Source organism: Thermobacillus xylanilyticus (assembly GCF_907165215.1).
Classification (GTDB): domain Bacteria; phylum Bacillota; class Bacilli; order Paenibacillales; family Paenibacillaceae; genus Thermobacillus; species Thermobacillus xylanilyticus.
This window is the reverse complement of sequence record NZ_CAJRAY010000038.1, coordinates 1-17755: the sequence shown is the minus strand read 5'-3', so window position 1 is coordinate 17755 and position 17755 is coordinate 1. Positions and strand designations below refer to the sequence as shown.

Annotated in this window: 17 protein-coding genes; 11 read left to right on the top strand and 6 right to left on the bottom strand. The window is 61.0% G+C overall.

Translation table 11 applies throughout. The features are described from left to right. Nucleotides 1-55: 55 nt before the first annotated feature. The 9 genes from KJQ12_RS07780 (at nucleotide 56) to vat(I) (ending at nucleotide 10934) form a co-directional block, all read left to right on the top strand. The gene (locus KJQ12_RS07780; RefSeq protein ID WP_213484256.1) at nucleotides 56-940 is read left to right on the top strand and encodes a carbohydrate ABC transporter permease; all 885 of its coding nucleotides are present in this window, start codon (nucleotides 56-58) and stop codon (nucleotides 938-940) included. Beyond that, entirely contained in the window at nucleotides 940-1764 is an 825-nt protein-coding gene (locus KJQ12_RS07775) for a carbohydrate ABC transporter permease (RefSeq protein ID WP_213484158.1), read from the top strand. Before KJQ12_RS07780 ends, KJQ12_RS07775 begins: the two co-directional genes overlap by 1 nt. Nucleotides 1765-1788: 24 nt before the next feature. Further along, nucleotides 1789-3612 (top strand): cache domain-containing sensor histidine kinase, encoded by a 1824-nt coding sequence (locus tag KJQ12_RS07770; protein ID WP_213484157.1) that lies wholly within the window; start codon nucleotides 1789-1791, stop codon nucleotides 3610-3612. Beyond that, the gene (locus KJQ12_RS07765) at nucleotides 3587-5272 is read left to right on the top strand and encodes a response regulator (protein WP_213484156.1); all 1686 of its coding nucleotides are present in this window, start codon (nucleotides 3587-3589) and stop codon (nucleotides 5270-5272) included. Before KJQ12_RS07770 ends, KJQ12_RS07765 begins: the two co-directional genes overlap by 26 nt. Further along, nucleotides 5269-7041 (top strand): beta-N-acetylhexosaminidase, encoded by a 1773-nt coding sequence (nagZ, locus tag KJQ12_RS07760; RefSeq protein WP_213484155.1) that lies wholly within the window; start codon nucleotides 5269-5271, stop codon nucleotides 7039-7041. Before KJQ12_RS07765 ends, nagZ begins: the two co-directional genes overlap by 4 nt. Continuing rightward, a complete protein-coding gene (gene nagA / locus KJQ12_RS07755) occupies nucleotides 7038-8225 on the top strand; it encodes an N-acetylglucosamine-6-phosphate deacetylase (protein ID WP_213484154.1) in 1188 nt (395 codons plus the stop codon). The genes nagZ and nagA overlap by 4 nt, the downstream gene beginning before the upstream one ends. Continuing rightward, nucleotides 8218-9240, top strand: a complete 1023-nt coding sequence (locus KJQ12_RS07750) for an ROK family protein (protein WP_213484153.1) — start codon at nucleotides 8218-8220, stop codon at nucleotides 9238-9240. Before nagA ends, KJQ12_RS07750 begins: the two co-directional genes overlap by 8 nt. Beyond that, nucleotides 9237-10022, top strand: coding sequence for a glucosamine-6-phosphate deaminase (gene nagB, locus KJQ12_RS07745; protein WP_213484152.1), 786 nt, complete (start codon nucleotides 9237-9239; stop codon nucleotides 10020-10022). Before KJQ12_RS07750 ends, nagB begins: the two co-directional genes overlap by 4 nt. Nucleotides 10023-10298: 276 nt before the next feature. Further along, complete coding sequence (vat(I), locus tag KJQ12_RS07740) at nucleotides 10299-10934, top strand: streptogramin A O-acetyltransferase Vat(I) (RefSeq protein ID WP_425315967.1); 636 nt, start codon at nucleotides 10299-10301, stop codon at nucleotides 10932-10934. Between the two features lie 376 nt (nucleotides 10935-11310). Here vat(I) and KJQ12_RS07735 read toward each other — a convergent pair whose 3' ends face one another. From KJQ12_RS07735 to KJQ12_RS07710, 6 genes are all read right to left on the bottom strand, one after another. Then, nucleotides 11311-11745: a LysM peptidoglycan-binding domain-containing protein gene (locus tag KJQ12_RS07735; protein WP_213484150.1), complete on the bottom strand. Its 435-nt coding sequence runs from the start codon at nucleotides 11743-11745 to the stop codon at nucleotides 11311-11313. Between the two features lie 114 nt (nucleotides 11746-11859). Beyond that, complete coding sequence (locus tag KJQ12_RS07730) at nucleotides 11860-12318, bottom strand: RidA family protein (protein ID WP_213484149.1); 459 nt, start codon at nucleotides 12316-12318, stop codon at nucleotides 11860-11862. 30 nt (nucleotides 12319-12348) lie between these two features. Beyond that, nucleotides 12349-13329, bottom strand: coding sequence for an aldo/keto reductase (locus KJQ12_RS07725; RefSeq protein WP_213484148.1), 981 nt, complete (start codon nucleotides 13327-13329; stop codon nucleotides 12349-12351). A 174-nt stretch (nucleotides 13330-13503) separates the two neighbouring features. After that, nucleotides 13504-14370: a glycine betaine ABC transporter substrate-binding protein gene (locus tag KJQ12_RS07720; protein ID WP_213484147.1), complete on the bottom strand. Its 867-nt coding sequence runs from the start codon at nucleotides 14368-14370 to the stop codon at nucleotides 13504-13506. A 20-nt stretch (nucleotides 14371-14390) separates the two neighbouring features. After that, nucleotides 14391-15224, bottom strand: a complete 834-nt coding sequence (locus KJQ12_RS07715) for an ABC transporter permease (RefSeq protein WP_213484146.1) — start codon at nucleotides 15222-15224, stop codon at nucleotides 14391-14393. Beyond that, a complete protein-coding gene (locus tag KJQ12_RS07710; RefSeq protein ID WP_213484145.1) occupies nucleotides 15221-16423 on the bottom strand; it encodes a quaternary amine ABC transporter ATP-binding protein in 1203 nt (400 codons plus the stop codon). The genes KJQ12_RS07715 and KJQ12_RS07710 overlap by 4 nt, the downstream gene beginning before the upstream one ends. A 238-nt stretch (nucleotides 16424-16661) precedes the next feature. Here KJQ12_RS07710 and KJQ12_RS07705 point away from each other — a divergent pair, with 238 nt between their 5' ends. Further along, nucleotides 16662-17225, top strand: a complete 564-nt coding sequence (locus tag KJQ12_RS07705; RefSeq protein WP_213484144.1) for a GbsR/MarR family transcriptional regulator — start codon at nucleotides 16662-16664, stop codon at nucleotides 17223-17225. Between the two features lie 125 nt (nucleotides 17226-17350). Further along, entirely contained in the window at nucleotides 17351-17632 is a 282-nt protein-coding gene (locus tag KJQ12_RS07700) for a TFIIB-type zinc ribbon-containing protein (protein WP_213484143.1), read from the top strand. The last annotated feature ends 123 nt before the right edge of the window (nucleotides 17633-17755 follow it).

The following is a 17755-nucleotide window of genomic DNA, read 5'->3' as shown; positions in this document are numbered from 1 at the left end:
CGGCGCCGCCCCGCCTGGCGCGGGCGGCGCCGTCTGTTCATGGAGGTGGAGCCGTTTGAAACATCCGATGCGAAATCCATGGATCTATACGCTGTTCATCGCCCCGACGCTGCTCTTGTACGGTCTGTTTTTCCTCTGGCCGATGCTGTCGTCTTCCTTTTACGCGTTCACCGACTGGAACGGCCTCGAGAACTATCGCTTTGTCGGCTGGTCCAACTTCGCCGACGCGTTCGGCGACCCGGACTTCCGCCGCGCGATCATCAACAACCTCATCTTCATCGGGTTTTCGGTGTTCGTGCAAATTCCGCTCATCGTGCTGTTCGCCCTGCTGATCGCTTCCGTCAAGCGGCTCAGGGGCTTCTACAAGACGACCGTGTTCGTGCCTTCCATCGTGTCCACGTCCGTCATCGGCATTCTGTGGGGGTTCATCTACGAACCGGAGATCGGGCCGCTCAACCGGCTGCTCGCGCTGTTCGGCGCGGGTCCGATCTATTGGCTGGCGGAACCGAAGTGGGCGCTGCCGGCCGTGCTGATCACGAACGCCTGGCAGTGGATGGGCTTCTACATCGTGCTGGTGCTGGCCGCCATTCTGGCCATTCCGCGGGAGATTCACGAGGCGGCGGTCGTGGACGGCGCCAGCGGCTGGCAACGGGCGCTTAACATTACGGTTCCGCTCATTCTGCCGATCATCTCCGTCGTGGTGATGCTGTCGATCGCCGGCGGGATGCGCGTCGTCGACATCGTGCTGGTCATGACGAAGGGAGGACCGGTCGGCGCGACGGAAGTGATGGCGTCGTACATGGTGAACGAAGCGATGGGCGTCGACCCGAACTACGGGTTCGGCACGGCGATTGCCCTCATCATTTTCGCCTTCGCGCTCGTCCTGACGTCGATTTACCAGTTCACGTTCGGCCGGCGGATGCAAGGAGGCGAGTTCTGATGCTGCTCAAGCGGGCCGTGCCGCATGCGGTGCTGCTGGCGTATGTCGCCGTCGTCCTTTTTCCGTTCGTGTTCGTCGTGTTTTCCTCGCTGAAAGGAAGCAACGTGGAAATCGCGGAGAGTCCGTTCGGGATTCCGAAAACGTGGCACGTGGAGAATTACGCGGAAGCCTGGGTCAAGGCCAAAATCGGCGTCTATTTCTTCAACAGCGTCTATTTGTCGTTCACGTCCGCGCTCGCTTCCGCCCTGCTGGCCGCGGCCACGGCGTTCGCGATCGTCCGGATGCGGTTCCCGCGCGCCGGCAAATGGATCTATCAAACGGTGCTCATCGGCATGTTCATCCCGGGCAACGTGCTGTTCATCGCGCAATATTTGCTGGTCATGAAGCTGGGCGTGCTGAACACCCACTGGGCGCTGTTTCTCCCTTACACGGCGGGCGCGCTGCCGCTCGGCGTGCTGCTCCTTGCGGCGTTCATGAAGTCGCTGCCGCGCGAACTGGAGGAGGCGGCGATCATGGACGGATTGAGTTCGGCGGGACTTTTTGCCAAAATAGTTTTACCGCTTACATTGCCGGCTTTGGTCACCGTCTTCATCGTGAATTTTCTGGGCGCGTGGAACGAGTATTTGCTGGCGAACTTTTTCATCAGCAAGGACGCGCTGCGCACGCTGCCGACCGGGATGGTCGGATTTCGCGACGCCTTCCAGACGAACTACGCGCTGATCTGTACCGGTATCGTGTTCAGCGTGGCGCCGGTGCTCGCGCTGTACGCGTTTTTGCAGGAGAAAATCATCGAAGGGTTGACCGTCGGCAGCGTCAAGGGGTAATCGGTCCGAAGGAGTCCGGGTGAGATGTCGCTGAGGTTCAAGCTGTTCGGCGCGTTTCTGGTTCTGATCATCGTTCCGCTCGTCGTGCTGGCCGTCGCGCTCTACACGCTGGTGACCGGTCTGATCGAGGAGAAGCATTCCCGCCAGACGGAACTGACGCTGCGCGCGCTGAGCCAGTCGGTCGGCTTCATTTTCAGGGAAATGAACCAGGTGACCGACAGCACGATCGCCAGCGACGCCATCCAGGATGTACTGAACGATGCATACGGCGGAGATGTGGAGGACATCGATTACCTCAACCTGAACGAGGTGCAGCAGAAGTTCCGGGAGCTGCTCGTCTATCACCCATCGGTCAGCTACGCCCTGATGTACGCGCTGGATGACGGACGGATCCACCGCATTTTCACGAAAGAGCGGTTTCAGGCCATGCCGTGCGCGCAGTTCATCGAGACGCGGCTGCATAAGCAAGTGCTGGAGCGGGACGGCCTGCCGCTGTGGGTAGGCCCCTATGAATATCCGGAACTGACCGGTTCGGAGCCGGTGTTCACGCAAATCCGCGTCGTGAAGGACATCGACACGCTGCAAGACAAGGGCATTCTGCTGGTGCAGATCAAAAATTCGGGGCTGGAGTCGGTGTTCCGATATTTCCGTTACCGGCAAAACCAGACCGCCACCCGGTTTTTCATCGTGAACGGCGGCGGATTGGTGCTGTACGACAGCGGCGGCGCCCTGAACGGAAAACGGCTGTCCGAGCTGGCGGAACGACCGCTTTTGTCTGGTGAGGCGTACCGAAGCACGCGCAGCTGGTTCGACGGACAGGACAGCGTCATCTCCAACATCGGCTTAGGGATTGAAGACTGGCGTCTGGTGTCCGTCACCTCCTGGCACGCCCTGTCCAGCGAAGTGCTGCAGTACTCCCGCTGGGTCGCGGCCATCCTGCTCCTCTGCTTCGCGTCGGCGCTGCTGTTCATCCGGCTGTTCGCCAACCGGGTCGCGCGGGCGATCGTGCAAACCGTGCACGTCATGGGCCGGGTGGAGCGGGGCGATTTGACCGCCCGGCTGCCGCTGCAGGGCAACGACGAGACGTCGCTCCTGGCCCGCGGGTTCAACCGGCTGGTCAGCCGCCTCGCGGAATTGATCGAGGAAGTGAAGCGGCAGCAGGAACGCAAGACGCGCGCCGAACTGCAGGCGCTGCAGGCGCAGATCAAGCCGCATTTCCTGTTCAACGCGCTGGAGTCGATCAACGCGCTGGCCGTGCAGAACGAAGGGCAGAAGGTCAGCCGGATGGTGACGCGGCTCGGCAGCATGCTGCGCATCAGCATTCTGCAGCGGGAAGAAATTACGGTGGCGCAGGAACTGGACCACTTGCTCAGTTATCTGGAGATTCAGAAATACCGTTTCGACGATCTGTTTCAATTCGACATCGACGTGCCGCCCTCGCTCATGAACTGCCTCATGCCCAAGCTGACGCTGCAGCCGCTGGTCGAAAACTGCATCCAGCACGGCTTCGAGGGCATCGGGTACATGGGCCACATCCGAGTCACCGCGCGCGAAGAAGGGGAACGGATCGCGTTCTGCGTCGAGGACAACGGCATCGGCATCCCGCCGGAACGGCTGGCGGCGATCGAAGTCGTCCCCGACGCGTCCGCCGGGCACGGCGACGCGCCGGAGACGGGAGAGCGGCGCGGGCTCGGCGTCCGCAACGTGGCGGACCGCATCCGCATTCGCTACGGCGACCGCTATGGCCTGTTCGTCTGCAGCGAGCCGGGGCGGGGCACCGTGATCAAAATCGTCATTCCGAAGATGGCGGGAGGGGTTGCCCGTGAGGCTGAAGGCGATGCTCGTTGACGACGAAAAGCCGATTCTGCAAAACTTGCACGCGGTGCTGCCGTGGGCGGATCTGGACATCGAAGTCGTCGGGCTGGCGCGAAACGGCGTGCAGGCGCTCGACATCGCGAGGCGGCACCGTCCGGACCTCATTCTGTGCGACATCCGCATGCCGGTCATGGACGGGATCGAGTTTCTGCGGCAGCTGCGCGAGACGGACGAGGAAGCGGAAGTGGTGATGCTCACCGGGTATCAGGATTTCAACTATGCCCGCTCGGTCATTCCGTACGGGGTGCGCGATTATGTGCTGAAGCCGATCCGCTACGACGAACTGACCGCGCTCATCGAACGGCTGGCGGGCGCGATCCGCGAACGAAGGCAGGCCCGGGACAGCGAGCAGTCGCGGCTGGATCAGGCGATGCGCCTGGCGTACGAGAAAATGCTGCACGATCTGCTGACGGATCACGCCTCCGCTCCGCCGCCGCGCTGGATCGACGGGGAGGAGCCGGAGCGGTGGCGTTTTGTCATGATGCTCGCCGACATTGACGACTACGCGCAGCGGTGCCGCGTCGTCCGGGAGCGCGAGCGGAAGATGTGGCTGGTCGCGGCGCGCGACGCGCTGCGGGACGCGCTTGCGGCGGAGGGGCTCAGGCACGCCGTGCTGCCGATGCGTGAAGGCGAGTGGTGCGTGCTGATCGGGCGCTGCAGCGCAGGGGACGAGGAGGCAGAGCCGGGAGAGACTGCGGGGCAGCGGGATGCCGAACCGCTTGAGCCGGCGGGGCGGCGCACGGACGGGCTGCGCGAGCGCGCCGGGCGGTGGGCGGCGCTGCTGCAGGAAGCGGTGTGGACCCATGCGGGCCTGCCCGTCACGGTTGGCATCCACCCGGCGGAAATTGCGATCCACGAACTTTCTCCGGTGTTCCGATCGCTGCAGCGCACGGTGCATCTGGCCGCGGACCGGAACCGCTCGGTGCTGTGGAACGACGGGGCGGCGGATGAGGAGGCGACCCGGGAGGAGCTGTGGGGACCGGTCGGACAATTGGTTGCCGCGCTGAAACGGGTGGAGCGCGATCGCGTCGCAGAAGCGCTGCGCCTGCTGACGGCGCGCCTTGCGGCGGAGTCGGGGCGGTCGCTGGCCCGGGCCGAGAAGGCGGCCCATTTCATCGCGCTCTATTTGCTGCGCGAAATGCGGGCGCTGGGCGCGCTGACCGCCGAACAGGAGGACGAAATCTGGCGTCTCGTGGAGCTGGCCGACCGGGTAAGCGACATGTTCGCGGCCGTGCGGCGCATCGTGGAGCTGAGCCTGGAAACGTCGGAACGCCAAAAGACCGGCGACCGGCTCATGCACATCGCGAAGGATTACATCGACCGGAACCTGTCCCGGGATCTCGGCGTCGACGAAGTGGCCGGGCACCTCGGCATCAGCGCCAGCTATTTCAGCCTGCTGTTCAAACAGCATTTCGGCGCTACATTCCTTGAGTACGTGACGGCGGAACGGGTGGAGCTGGCCAAGTCGCTGCTGCTCCTCACGGATCGAAGCATTTCGGACATCGGCCGTTCGGTCGGTTACGCCGAGCGGAGATATTTCAATAAAGTGTTTCACAAGGTGACCGGCGAACTGCCGTCGGCCTGGCGGGAACGGCGAAAAACGAACGACCGGAAGGAGAGCGGGACGAATTGAGCAATGCGGGGGTTTGGCGGGAAACAGGAGAAGGCGTGAACCTGGCCGGCTGGAGCCTGCGCGACAAAATCGGGCAGATGGTGATGGCCGGCTTCGACGGCAAGGCGCCGACGGACGAAATTCGGGCGCTGATCCGCGAACGCAAGCTCGGCGGGGTGATCTACTTCCGCCGGAACGCGGGCAGCGCCGCCGAAGTCGCCAGCCTGTCGGCCGCGCTGCGCGAATTGGCTGCGGAGGCGACGAAGGCGCCGCTGTGGATCGCCGTCGACCAGGAAGGCGGCATGGTGGTGCGCCTCGACCAGGGCGTGACGGTCATGCCGGGCCACATGGCGCTCGGCGCGACGCGCTCGGCGAAGTGGGCGCGCGAGACGGCCTATGCGTCCGGCGCGCAGCTCATGCGGCTGGGCGTCAATCTGAATTTTGCACCCTGCCTGGACGTCAACAACAACCCGGCCAATCCGGTCATTGGCGTGCGCTCGTTCGGCGAGCGTCCGGAACTGGCGGCCGAACTGGGCATTGCGGCCATCCGGGGATACCGGGAGGCGGGGGTGGTCGCCTGCGCGAAGCATTTTCCGGGTCACGGCGACACCGTGGCCGATTCGCACCGGGAGCTGCCGACCGTGCCGCACGACCGGAAGCGCCTGGAAGAAGTGGAGCTGATGCCGTTCCGGCTGGCGGCCGCCGCCGGCGCGGACGCGATCATGACCGCGCACGTGCGGTTTCCGGCGTTGGAACCCGACGGCCTTCCGGCGACGTTGTCGCCGCGCATCCTGCGCGGCCTGCTGCGGGACGAGTGGGGATACGACGGCGTGGTGTTTACGGACTGTCTGGAAATGAAGGCGATCGCAGGTACGGTGGGCGTCGCCCGGGGGGCGGTGATGGCGGTGAAGGCCGGCGCGGACGTCGTGCTGGTCAGCCATACGCCGGCGCTGCAAATCGCGGCGCTCGACGCGCTGTACGAGGCGGTCGTCGCCGGGGAAATTGCCGAAGAGCGAATCGACGAGTCGGTGCGGCGCATTGCGGGGCTGAAGGCCAGACAGTCGGCGGCGGTCCCGGTCGGTCCCGTTCCGGCCGATCGCTCCGGTTCCGGGGCCGGGCCGGATGATTTCGGTTTCGGCGGTGAAGCGGCGGCGCTCGCCCGGGAAGTTTGCCGGCGCAGCGTGACGCTCGTGCGGAACGAGCGCGGCGCGCTGCCGCTTCGGCGGGATGTGCCGACGTTCGTCGTCTGGCCCGAGGTGCGGCAGGGAACGGAAGTGGACGAAGCCTTGGCCCGGGAGCTGACGTTGGGCCGGGCGCTCGCGCCGTATCTCGGCCGGGTGAAGGAATTCAGGATTGGCGCCGTTCCTGGCGAAGACGAGGTTCGGGAGACGCTGGCGGAGATCGGCAAGGCGCTGGAGGATATTCGCGAACGCGCCGCGATCCGTGGAGAGCCGGGAAGCGATCGGACACTCCTGCAGGTGGTGGTCGGGACGTACAACGCCGCCTTCGCGGCGGGACAAACCGAACTGGTGAACCGTCTGCTGGCCTGCGAAGGGGTGCGGGTGACGGCGGCGGCGCTCCGCAACCCGTACGATTTCCTCGCGTTTCCGGAGGTTCACGCCTACGCGGCCTGTTACGAGAACACCCCCTGCATGATGGAGGCGCTGGCCGAAGTGCTGGCCGGGAAGACGGAGGCCCGGGGCCGCCTGCCGGTCACCCTGTCGGAGCGATATCCGTTTGGGCACGGCATTTCGGGATTTCGGAAAGAACGAGACGGTGAAGAGTCTTGAAAGGATTGTGGATCAGGAACGCCAACGTCTATTTGCCCGATCGGGTGTTGACGGGCGGTTCGGTGTATGCGGTCGGCGGGCGGATCGCGCGCATTTGCGGACCGGAGGACGGTCCGCCGGCGAAGCCGGGCGACGCCGATGAAGTGTGGGACGCCGAAGGACTCTCGCTTGTGCCCGGATTCGTCGACGTCCACGTGCACGGCGGCGGCGGGGCCGACGTGATGGATGCGGCGGACGATGACGAGGCCATCGGGCGGATCGCGCGGTTTCACGCGTTGCACGGGACGACGTCTTTCCTGGCCACCACGATGACGGCGCCCAGAAACGAGCTCGAACGCGCGGTGGATGGCGTTGTACGCGCGATGGAAAGGGGCGTCGCCGCCGGCGGCGCGGAAGTGCTGGGACTTCATCTGGAAGGGCCGTTCCTCAACCCCCGGCGGTGCGGCGCGCAAAACCCGGCGCTCATCCGTCCGTTTGACCGGGATGAAATGGAGGATTTGCTGGCGCGCGGGCGGGGAGCGGTGCGCCTGGTGACGCTGGCGCCGGAATGCGGCGACGCGCTGCGCCGGATCGGCGCTTTGCGCGACCGCGGCGTCACGGTTTCCATCGGCCATTCCGAAGCCGACTCGGAGACCGTGCGGCGGGCGATCGAGGCGGGGGCTTCGCACGTCACCCACCTGTTCAACGCCATGAACCCGCTGCACCATCGCGAGCCGGGCATCGTCGGCGCCGCGCTGCTCCGCGACGAACTGACGGTGGAGCTGATCTGCGACGGGTTTCATGTGCATCCGGATGTGGTCAAGCTTGTGTTCGCGGTCAAACACCGCGACAAGATCGCGCTGGTGACGGACGCGATCGCGGCGGCCGGCATGCCGGACGGCGACGGCTATCGGTTGGGCGGCCTGCCCGTGGCGGTGAAAGAGGGCAAGGCGGTGCTCCGGGACAGCGGAAATTTGGCTGGCAGCTGCCTGACGATGGACCGGGCGCTGAAGCAGGCGGTCGCGTTCACCGGCCTGACGCTGGCCGAAGTGCTTCCCGCGCTGACGATCAATCCCTCAAGGCAAATCGGCGCGGACGACCGCAAAGGATCGATCGAAGTCGGCAAGGACGCCGATCTGGTGGCGCTTGGACCGGATTTGACGGTGGTCCGCACGTATGTCAAAGGAGTGCGTGTTGATGGCTGACGAAGCGGAATCCGTGTTTGTCGGCATCGACGTCGGCGGGACGAACACGGGGGCCGGCATGGTGGATGCGGAGGGGCGTCTGCTCGCCACGGTCAAAAAACGGACGGAAACTTCCGACGGCGACGCGCTGGTGCGGCAACTCGCGGAGATGGTGCGCGAGCTGCTCACGATCCGTTCGGCGAAAGCGGCTTTTCCGTCTTCGCCGGAGACGGGCGCGCTTCGCGCGGTCGGCGTCGGCATCCCCGGTTTTCTGGACGCGCGGCGGGGCGTGGTCCGGCACGCGGCCAATCTTCCCCTGCGGGACTTTCCGCTCGCGGATCGGCTGGGCGCGTTGTTGGGCGCTCCCGTGATCCTGGACAACGACGTGCGGATGTACGCTTACGGTGAATCCGCGGTCGGAGCGGCGGCGGGATACGACGACGCGCTCGTCGTCACCGTGGGCACCGGACTGGCCGCCGCCGTCGTGCACCGCGGCCGCCTGCTGACAGGCGGAGATCTGGCCGGGGAAATCGGCCATGTCAAAGTGGACGGCAACGAATACGCGTGCGGCTGCGGGATGAGCGGCTGCCTCGAGACGCTGGTTTCGGCGGGCGGCATCGTGCGGCAGGCGAAAGAGCTGATGCGATGGAAGCCCAGCGTGCTCGGCGAGTGGTTTCCCGAGCGGCCCAAAGCCGAGCGGCTCCAAGTGGAGCGAACCATGACGGCGGAGGACGTGGCCAAAGCGGCGGACCTGGGGGATGCGGTGGCCGCCGAGGTGTTCGAGCGGACCGGACGGGCGCTCGGGAGCACGCTCGCCGCCTGCGCTGCGCTGCTCGGCACGGACGTCATGGTGATCGGGGGCGGCGTGTCGCGCGCCGGCGAACGGCTGCTGTCCCCGGTGCGGCGGGCGCTGTCGGAGCGGCTTCATCCGCTGCATTCCGAAAGGTTGAAGGTGACCGCGGCCCGATGGACGGACGAAGCGGGCGTGATCGGCAGCGCTCTCGCGGCCAAGGCAAGGGGTGGACATACGGTTTGAAGCTCAACATCTTTGCAAATCCGAATCTATTGCACGAGGCGGCGGCACAAACGATCGTCAGGCTTCTGCGGCAAAAACCGGACGCGGTCCTTGGTCTGGCCACCGGCGGAACGCCCGTCGGCATCTACGAAGCGCTGACGGCGGCGGTTCGGCGGAGGGAGGTCAGTTTCGCGCGGGCTGCATCGTTCAATCTCGACGAGTACGTCGGATTGCCGCCGGATCATCCGGCATCGTACCGTTTCTACATGGATCAGCATCTGTTCCGCCACATCGATATTCCGCCGGAGCGAACGCACATCCCGGACGGCTGCGCGGCGGACCTGGAACGCGAATGCGAACGGTATGATCGGCTGCTCCAGGCCGCCGGCCGGATCGACCTCATGCTGCTCGGTCTCGGCCACAACGGGCATATCGGTTTTAATGAACCGGGACGGGCGCTGCACAGCAAAACGCACGTGGCCGTCCTGCATCCGCAAACGCGGGAGGCCAACGCCCGTTTCTTCTGTACGCCGGAAGAGGTGCCGACAAAGGCGATCACCATGGGATTGGGCAGCATCTTCAGTGCCAGGACCATTCTGCTTGTCGTGAAAGGAAACGACAAGGCGGACATCGTTCACCGGGCGCTGACCGGACCGATCACGACGGAATGCCCGGCTTCCTTGTTGCAGCTTCATCCCCGTCTGGTGGTGATGCTGGATGAAGGAGCGGCAGCGCGTTTCAAGTGTCAAACGACACAAAACGCTCCCCATGAACCAGTTGATTCCACGAATGGGTTGTGGTAGAAATAAATTATTCCACCGCGAAAGGATGACTTGATGCCCATGGTTCACTGATCCTATCCGCAAGAAAATCGAGCTGACCGGTTTTCGGGATAGGAGAAGTGCGGGCTTTTACAGTCAAACATGAAGGACGCTGCTTATCGGCATAAGCGGCGTGTCTGTCTTGTTCCTGTGCGCCTCCTGTCCGTAAACCGGAAAGGAGGCTGATTATTTTTTCATCCTGTAATTAATTATTTATTGTCATTAATTATAGAAATTAAGGAAGGAATGTTCGAAATGATGGGTCCGGATCCGAACGCGAAATACCCGATTCCGGGTAACCGAAATTTGCAATTTATCAAAAATGTCATTACGAAACCCAATATTATCGCAGGCGAATATTCCTATTACGATGCGGTTAATGGAGAATCGTTCGAGGATCAAGTGCTGTACCATTATGAAGTCATCGGAACCAAGCTGATCATCGGCAAGTTTTGCTCGATCGCGCCCGAGGTCAGATTCATGATGGACGGCGGAAATCATCGCATGGACGGGTCGACCTATCCTTTTAATCTGTTTGGAAATGGATGGGAGGCATTTACACCGTCTCTGGATGAACTTCCGATCAAAGGAGATACCGTAATCGGCAATGACGTCTGGATCGGAAGGCGCGCAACGATCATGCCGGGCGTACGGATCGGAGACGGTGCGATCATTGCGGCAGAATCCGTGGTGACCAAAGATGTGGAACCGTACACGATCGTCGGAGGCAATCCCGCAAAGGTCATACGCAAAAGATTTTCGCCCGAGGTCATTCAAGAGCTGCTGGAGATCAAATGGTGGGATTGCGGCATCGAACTGATCAATCAATATATCGGCGCCATCGTAAGCGGAAATATCGACGAGTTGAGGCAAATGAAAAAATCCGCTTTATAAATGAATGGTTAGTGCGCAATAAAGTATCGGGCCGCTCAAAAAGCGGCCTGATCCAATTTGGGTTGATGCGGCAGCGTCCAACATTACGTCCGCACTATATTTTCACAAAATCCGTATTTTGTACATATGTCTATATGGCGGCGAAATGACCTCCTGAACAGTATTTTTTAAATCAGCCCCGGTCATCCGCCATGACTTCTGCTTCTTATTCTTAATTAATCTCAATTAACTCTACATACAGCAATTCATCGTTGGCGTAATGACAGCGAAGTTCAAAACATTCGCCGCTGCCGATCTTTTTTCGAAAAACCACAAAACCTCCGGTCCGGAACGGACAGGAGGTTTGAAGATTGGCGTTCGCCTTCCATACCCTTTGTTATTGTCCTTGATGAGCGGGATTTGCCCCATCCGCATACGGTCCGGTCATCGGGGCGGCGTACCCCGGATACGCGGAACGTCCATCATATACGGGCTGCTCCATATAAAGTTTGTAACAAGCCATTTGATCTAGGCGCGGAACATGGACAACCGTGCCCGCTGTCAAATAATGCGGATGTTGAATGTGCGGATTCATCGCTTCAAGAATCGGACGGGGGCAATTGTAGGTTTTCGCCAAACTGTCCAGCGTCTCCCCTTCCTTGCAATGATGTTTCATGTGATACATGCCGTCCCGGTCATCTTCAGCCCTGAAGAACGGAAAGCCGAACGGTGAGAGAAAGAAGAACGGAAAGAATCGCCTTTGCGGGAAAAAGAACGGGTTGAAAAATGGTCCGGGTCCGAATCCCGCGCCCGGAAAAAATGCGCGTTCCATGGATCGTGATCCTCCTTGGAGCTTTAATGTTTTCCACCACACCATATGCGCGAATGTCCCGAATGGTTAAATGTCCCGGTTTCGGCTTCCATCCGTTCTCCTGAACGCGCTCATCTATTCTTCAACTTCAAAAATGCTGTCCACGATAATCGGCAGATTGTCCCGCACCGAAACGGCGCCGAACACCGAACGCGCGTGGCTCCCCTTCTCGCCGAACACGTCGAATATCAGATCGGAGAATCCGTCGAGGACCTTATGGTGTTCTTCAAATTCAGGCGTCGCGTTCACGAATCCTTGCACCTTGACCACCCGTCGCACCTTGTCCAGCGACCCGAGCGCCGATTTCAGCACGGCGAGCACTTCGATCGCCGTCTCGCGGGCATAGCGGTAGCCTTCCTCGGTCGTGTACGTCTCGCCCAGCTTCCCTTTCGCCCCGCTGGTCGGCCCTTTGCCCGAGATGAACATGAGCCCGTTCACGATGACGAAGTTCGCATACTTTGCCGCCGGACGGCTTGCGCGGGGCAGTTCGATCCCGAGCTCCCTCAGCCTTTGTTCCGCAATACCTTGATTCATCGTTTCACAGCCCCCAGTCAAGACATAAAATTATTGCGGCCCCACAACGGGATGCGGCACATAGGCCTCTTCCAGATACCCGATCTCTTCGGGCGTCAGGCTGATCTCGAGCGCGGCGACGGCATCCTCGAGATGCGAGATTTTCGTCGCGCCGACGATCGGAGCGGTGACGGCCGGCTTGTGCAGCAGCCAGGCCAGCGTGATCCGGGCGCGCGAAGTGCCGCGCTTCTCCGCGAGTTCCCCCACCCGTTCGATGATCACGCGGTCGGCTTCGGCCATTGCGTCGTATTTCTGCTTCTGAACCTGGTCAGTTTCCGAACGAAGCGTCGACTCGTCCGGACGCCGCGTCAGCCGGCCGCCCGCGAGCGGGCTGTACGGAATGACGCCGATCCCTTCCGATTGGCACATCGGCAGCATTTCGCGCTCTTCCTCGCGGTAGATCAGGTTGTAGTGGTTCTGCATCGAGACGAATTTCGTCCACCCGTGCCGCTCGGCTACGCTCTGCGCCTTCATGAACTGCCAGGCGTACATCGCGGAAGCGCCGATATATCGCGCTTTCCCCGCTTTCACCACGTCGTGCAGCGCCTCCATCGTCTCCTCGATCGGCGTATTGTAGTCCCAGCGGTGAATCTGGTACAGGTCGACGTAGTCGGTGCCGAGCCGTTTCAGACTTTTGTCGATCTCGCTCATGATCGCCTTGCGGGACAAGCCCGCGCCGTTCGGCCCTTCATGCATACGGAAAAACACCTTCGTCGCGATGACCACTTCATCCCGGTTCGCCAGCTCCTTGAGCGCGCGCCCGAGATACTCCTCGCTGGTGCCGCCGGAATAGACGTTGGCCGTATCGAAGAAATTGATCCCGAGCTCCAGCGCCTTCCGGATGATCGGGCGCGACTGCTCCTCGTTCAGCACCCACGGATGGATCCAGCGCGACGCGTCGCCGTATCCCATGCATCCGAGGCAAATCCGCGATACTTCCAGGCCGGTGTTGCCGAGTCTTACATATTGCATATGACCACTCTCCTCTTTCATCATGCCGCCCGGGACTCCACCTTGTCTGCGCAGCAATATCATGTTCCAAATCCGCGGTCCAGTCAATATCTGGAATCCGCCGTGTGCCCGATTAATTAAAAAGCAGCCGGAAGGCATTCCATGCCAACCGGCTGCATCCTCGTGTGCCACACCTTATTTGCCGAGCCAGGCGTCAACCTTGTCCCGATTGGATTCGACCCATTTTTGGGCCGCCTCTTCAGGCGATGCGCCTTCATAGATTTCCACCATGACAGCCGCCATGTCGTCCGCGGTCCATTCGAACCGGTCCAGGAATTCGTAGGCGTCCGGCATATCATCCGCGAGCCCCTGGCGCACCATCGTATGGATCGCTTCTTCGCCGCCGTAGACGCCGAGCGGATCATCCAGATATTTCAGCTCCATCTTGGCGAATTTCCAGTGCGGCGTCCAGCCGGTCACCACGATCGGGCGCTGCTCTTCGTAAGCCTCGAGCAATTCTTTGCCCATCGCGGATGAAGAGCTTTCGAGCAGTTGGATGTTGTCAAGCCCGTATTCTTCAATCGCCCGTTCCGTCGCCATCATGATGCCGGCGCCGGGCTCAATGCCGACGATCTGTCCGCCGATGGAAGCCGCGACATCCGGATCCTTCAGATCTTCAATCGAACTAATGTCCATGTAAGTCGGCACGGCGAGACCGATTTTCGTGCCGGTCAGGTTCGGACCGAGGTCTTCGATCCGGTCCCCGTACTGCTCAAGGTAAGATGCGTGCGTTCCCGGCAGCCATGCGGCGACCATGGCGTCCGCGCTGCCGTCCGCTACGCCCGCCCACATCGGACCGGCGTCGACCTGAAGCAGTTCGACCTCGTATCCGAGATCCGTTTCCAGCACATGCTTGACCACGTTCGTGCTGGCGATTTCCGAATCCCACGCGACATAAGCGAGTTTGATCGACTTCTTCTCTTCCTTGGAGCATGCGGCTGCGCCAAAAACGAATAATACCGCAAGTGCGATGACAAGACTTTTCTTGAGACTTTTCTTCATGATCGATGAATCACCTCTGTTCAGGATTTTTTGCGCTTGACCGCACCCTGGGTCAGACGGTCCAGCAAGATCGCGATGATGACAATGGCGATGCCGGCTTCGAATCCGACGCCGGTCTTCGCCTGCGTCACCGCGCGGTAAACGTAGGCCCCTACGCCCTGCGCGCCGATCATGGACGCGATGACGACCATGGAGAGCGACAGCATGATCGTCTGGTTGATGCCCGCCATGATCGTCGGAAGCGCGATGGGCATCTGCAGCTTGACCAGTTTCTGCAGCGGCGTCGATCCGAACGCGTCGGCCGCTTCCACCAAATCCTGCGGCACCTGGCGGATGCCCAGATTGGTCAGCCGGATGGTCGGCGGAATGGCGAAAATGACGGACGCGATCACGCCCGGGACGACGCCGAGCGAGAAGAACGATACGGCCGGCAGCAGATAGACGAAGGCCGGCATCGTCTGCATGAAATCGAGCATCGGCATGACGGCATGCTGCAACGCATTGCTGCGGGCACAGGCGATGCCGATCGGAATGCCCAGCGCGATCGACAGGATCGATGCGGTCAGGACAAGCGCGAGCGATTGCATGGACGGCTCCCACAGATTCAGATTGTGGATGAGCGCCAGCCCGGCAAACGCGAACAGCGCGAGCCTGAGATTGACAATTTTCCATGCGATGAGCGAGATCAGGATCATGATGACAACGGCCGGAACCGCCGTAAGACCGGCGTAGAAGGCGTCGGTCATCGAGCCGATGATGAGCCGGATCATATCGAAGAGCGGGTCCAGATGATCCTCGAGCCAGCGCTCGAGCGTTTCAATCCAGTCGCCGAGCGGAAGTTTCGGAATGTTCATCCTCCGACAACCTCCGTTTCCCGGACCGCATGGCCGGCCAGCGCGGACAGGACGGCGCCTTTCAGGACGATGCCCAGCAGCCGGTTGTTGTCGTCGACCACCGCGAGCGGCAGCCGCGATTCGGCCATCTGCTCGAACAGATCGGCAAGCAGGGCATCCGGCCCGACGCGGGGAACTTCACGCTGCATGACCTCGGTGATCGCCAGGTTCCCGCGCGCCGCTTCCGATGCTTCTTCCGCGGTCAGCACGCCAAGCAGCTTCATGCTTTTGTCGGTGACATACAGGCTGGATACGCCCCGGTCGCGCATGAGCTGCAGCGCAACGCGCGGACCGCGCTCGGGCGTAACGGTCTCGGCTTTCCGCATGACATGCGATGCGGTCAGCACTTTCGAGAAATCGACGTCCTGGATGAACCGTTCCACATAATCATCCGCCGGATTCATCAGAATTTCTTCCGGCGTCCCGATCTGCACGATCGCCCCGTCTTTCATCAGCGCGATCCGGTCGCCGATGCGCAGCGCCTCATCCAGATCATGGGTAATGAAGATGATCGTCTTGTGCATCTTCCCCTGCAGCTCCAGCAGTTCATCCTGCATGTCCTTGCGGATGAGCGGATCAAGCGCGCTGAACGCTTCGTCCATGAGCAGGACGTCCGGATCGTTGGCAATGGCCCGCGCCAATCCGACGCGCTGCTGCATGCCGCCGCTCAATTGATCCGGCCGGCTGTCCGCCCACTGTTCGAGCCCGACCAGCCGCAGCGCTTCAAGGGCGAGTTCCATCCGTTTCTTCTTCTCGATTCCCCGCACCTCAAGCCCGAAAGCCGCATTCTGCAGGACGGTCCGATGCGGGAACAGCGCAAATTTCTGGAATACCATGGCCATATGTTCCCGCCGGAATTGGCGAAGTTCGGAAGCCGACATTTTCACGATATCGGTGCCGTTCCACAGAATTTCTCCCGCCGTCGGTTCGATCAACCGGTTCAAGAGCCGGATCAGCGTGGATTTGCCGCTGCCGGACAGCCCCATGATGACGAAAATTTCACCCTGCTCAACGGTAAAATCCGCCCGGTTAACCCCCACAGTCAGCCGCGTCTCCTTGAAAATCCGTTCCTTGGACCAGCCTTGATCCAGGAGCGGCAGCGCCCTTGCAGGATCATGGCCGAATACTTTGACCAGTTGTTTGACTTGTATCAAAGGCATGACATCCCTCCGTTTCAATACCCGGCCTGAATCATGGATAAGTATACCGGGACAAGAAAATAAAGATCAAAGCGCATATTCTGATGATAAAGAACGTACAGAAAATAATTTATAAACGATACGTACTAAATACTCTGATATACTGCCGATTCCTCCCGGCCCCTTATCTTTACATTTCACGGGAAGTGTGCTTAGAATGGATCAGAATACGCAAGTGGACTCATGCAGGAGGCGCTTCATGAACGAACTGGAAGGTTTGTCACCCGATGTCGCTGCAAGACTGACGAAAGCGCGGGAGCGCGTCATCGATTCCATCGGCAAGAACATGGACTTGTACGGCATTACCCAATCTGTCGGCCGCATGTACGGATATATGTATTTTCATAACGGGCCGGTCACACTGGACAGCCTCAGCGCCTCGATGGGCATGAGCAAGACATCCATGAGCAATGGCGTGCGGACGTTGCTCGATCTGAAAATGATTGACAAAGTGTGGAGCAAAGGCAGCCGCAAAGACCAGTACGAAGTCGTCCCCGATTGGTATGCCAACTTCAGCGATTTCTTCTCCATCCGCTGGCGCAAAGCGGTCGAGGCCAACATGTCCGCCATGTCCCGCTCGCTCAGGGAGATCAGAGAACTCATGGCCGAAGCCGGCGCGGAGGACGAAAGACTGCAGTCGCTGCTCAAATCGGACGAGGCCAAAATCAACGAGGCGATGAAATATTACCGATGGCTGTTGAGACTGATCGAAGCATTGGAAACGGGCAAAATTTTCGAGCTTGTCCCCAAGGAGGAAGAATGACACACGCGAAGGCTGCCGGCAACCGTTCGGCGGCCTTCAATATTTTCCCATCCGTTCGCATCGGGAAAGGAAATCATGTACAATAACGTTGGAGTACAAATGCCACTCAAAGAGGTGAATGGGCTATGAATTGTCCCGTCTGCGACGGCGTTCGGATGCGGGAAGTGGAGAAGGAAGGCGTCATGATCGACATTTGCCCCCAGTGCAAGGGCGTGTGGCTCGATCGCGGCGAGCTCGAGAAACTGATGAGCGGCGTGCGCGAAATTCGCGACGATTTCGGACGGTGGCATGAGGAACGTTTCAAAGATTACGAGCGCGGGGCTTACTCGGGCAAATACGCCGATACATACTACAAGCATAAGCGGAAGAAAAATTTCCTGGAACGTCTCGAGGACCTGTTCGACTGACTGTGCCGGACCGCACCGATGCACGGCACAAAACAAGACCGGCTTCCGAAGAAGCCGGTCTTGTTGTTGTACGCCCGGCATGGGCGTCATCTCTACGGTGAAAGTCCGGAATGGGGGCTGGCG

Excerpts from the sequence above, each read along its gene's own strand:
- KJQ12_RS07775 (WP_213484158.1), top strand. The coding sequence starts at position 940 with ATGCTGCTCAAGCGGGCCGTGCCGCATGCGGTGCTGCTGGCGTATGTC.
- KJQ12_RS07770 (WP_213484157.1), top strand. The coding sequence starts at position 1,789 with ATGTCGCTGAGGTTCAAGCTGTTCGGCGCGTTTCTGGTTCTGATCATC.
- KJQ12_RS07750 (WP_213484153.1), top strand. The coding sequence starts at position 8,218 with ATGGCTGACGAAGCGGAATCCGTGTTTGTCGGCATCGACGTCGGCGGG.
- KJQ12_RS07735 (WP_213484150.1), bottom strand. The coding sequence starts at position 11,745 with ATGGAACGCGCATTTTTTCCGGGCGCGGGATTCGGACCCGGACCATTT.
- KJQ12_RS07730 (WP_213484149.1), bottom strand. The coding sequence starts at position 12,318 with ATGAATCAAGGTATTGCGGAACAAAGGCTGAGGGAGCTCGGGATCGAA.
- KJQ12_RS07725 (WP_213484148.1), bottom strand. The coding sequence starts at position 13,329 with ATGCAATATGTAAGACTCGGCAACACCGGCCTGGAAGTATCGCGGATT.
- KJQ12_RS07720 (WP_213484147.1), bottom strand. The coding sequence starts at position 14,370 with ATGAAGAAAAGTCTCAAGAAAAGTCTTGTCATCGCACTTGCGGTATTA.
- KJQ12_RS07715 (WP_213484146.1), bottom strand. The coding sequence starts at position 15,224 with ATGAACATTCCGAAACTTCCGCTCGGCGACTGGATTGAAACGCTCGAG.
- KJQ12_RS07710 (WP_213484145.1), bottom strand. The coding sequence starts at position 16,423 with ATGCCTTTGATACAAGTCAAACAACTGGTCAAAGTATTCGGCCATGAT.
- KJQ12_RS07705 (WP_213484144.1), top strand. The coding sequence starts at position 16,662 with ATGAACGAACTGGAAGGTTTGTCACCCGATGTCGCTGCAAGACTGACG.
- KJQ12_RS07700 (WP_213484143.1), top strand. The coding sequence starts at position 17,351 with ATGAATTGTCCCGTCTGCGACGGCGTTCGGATGCGGGAAGTGGAGAAG.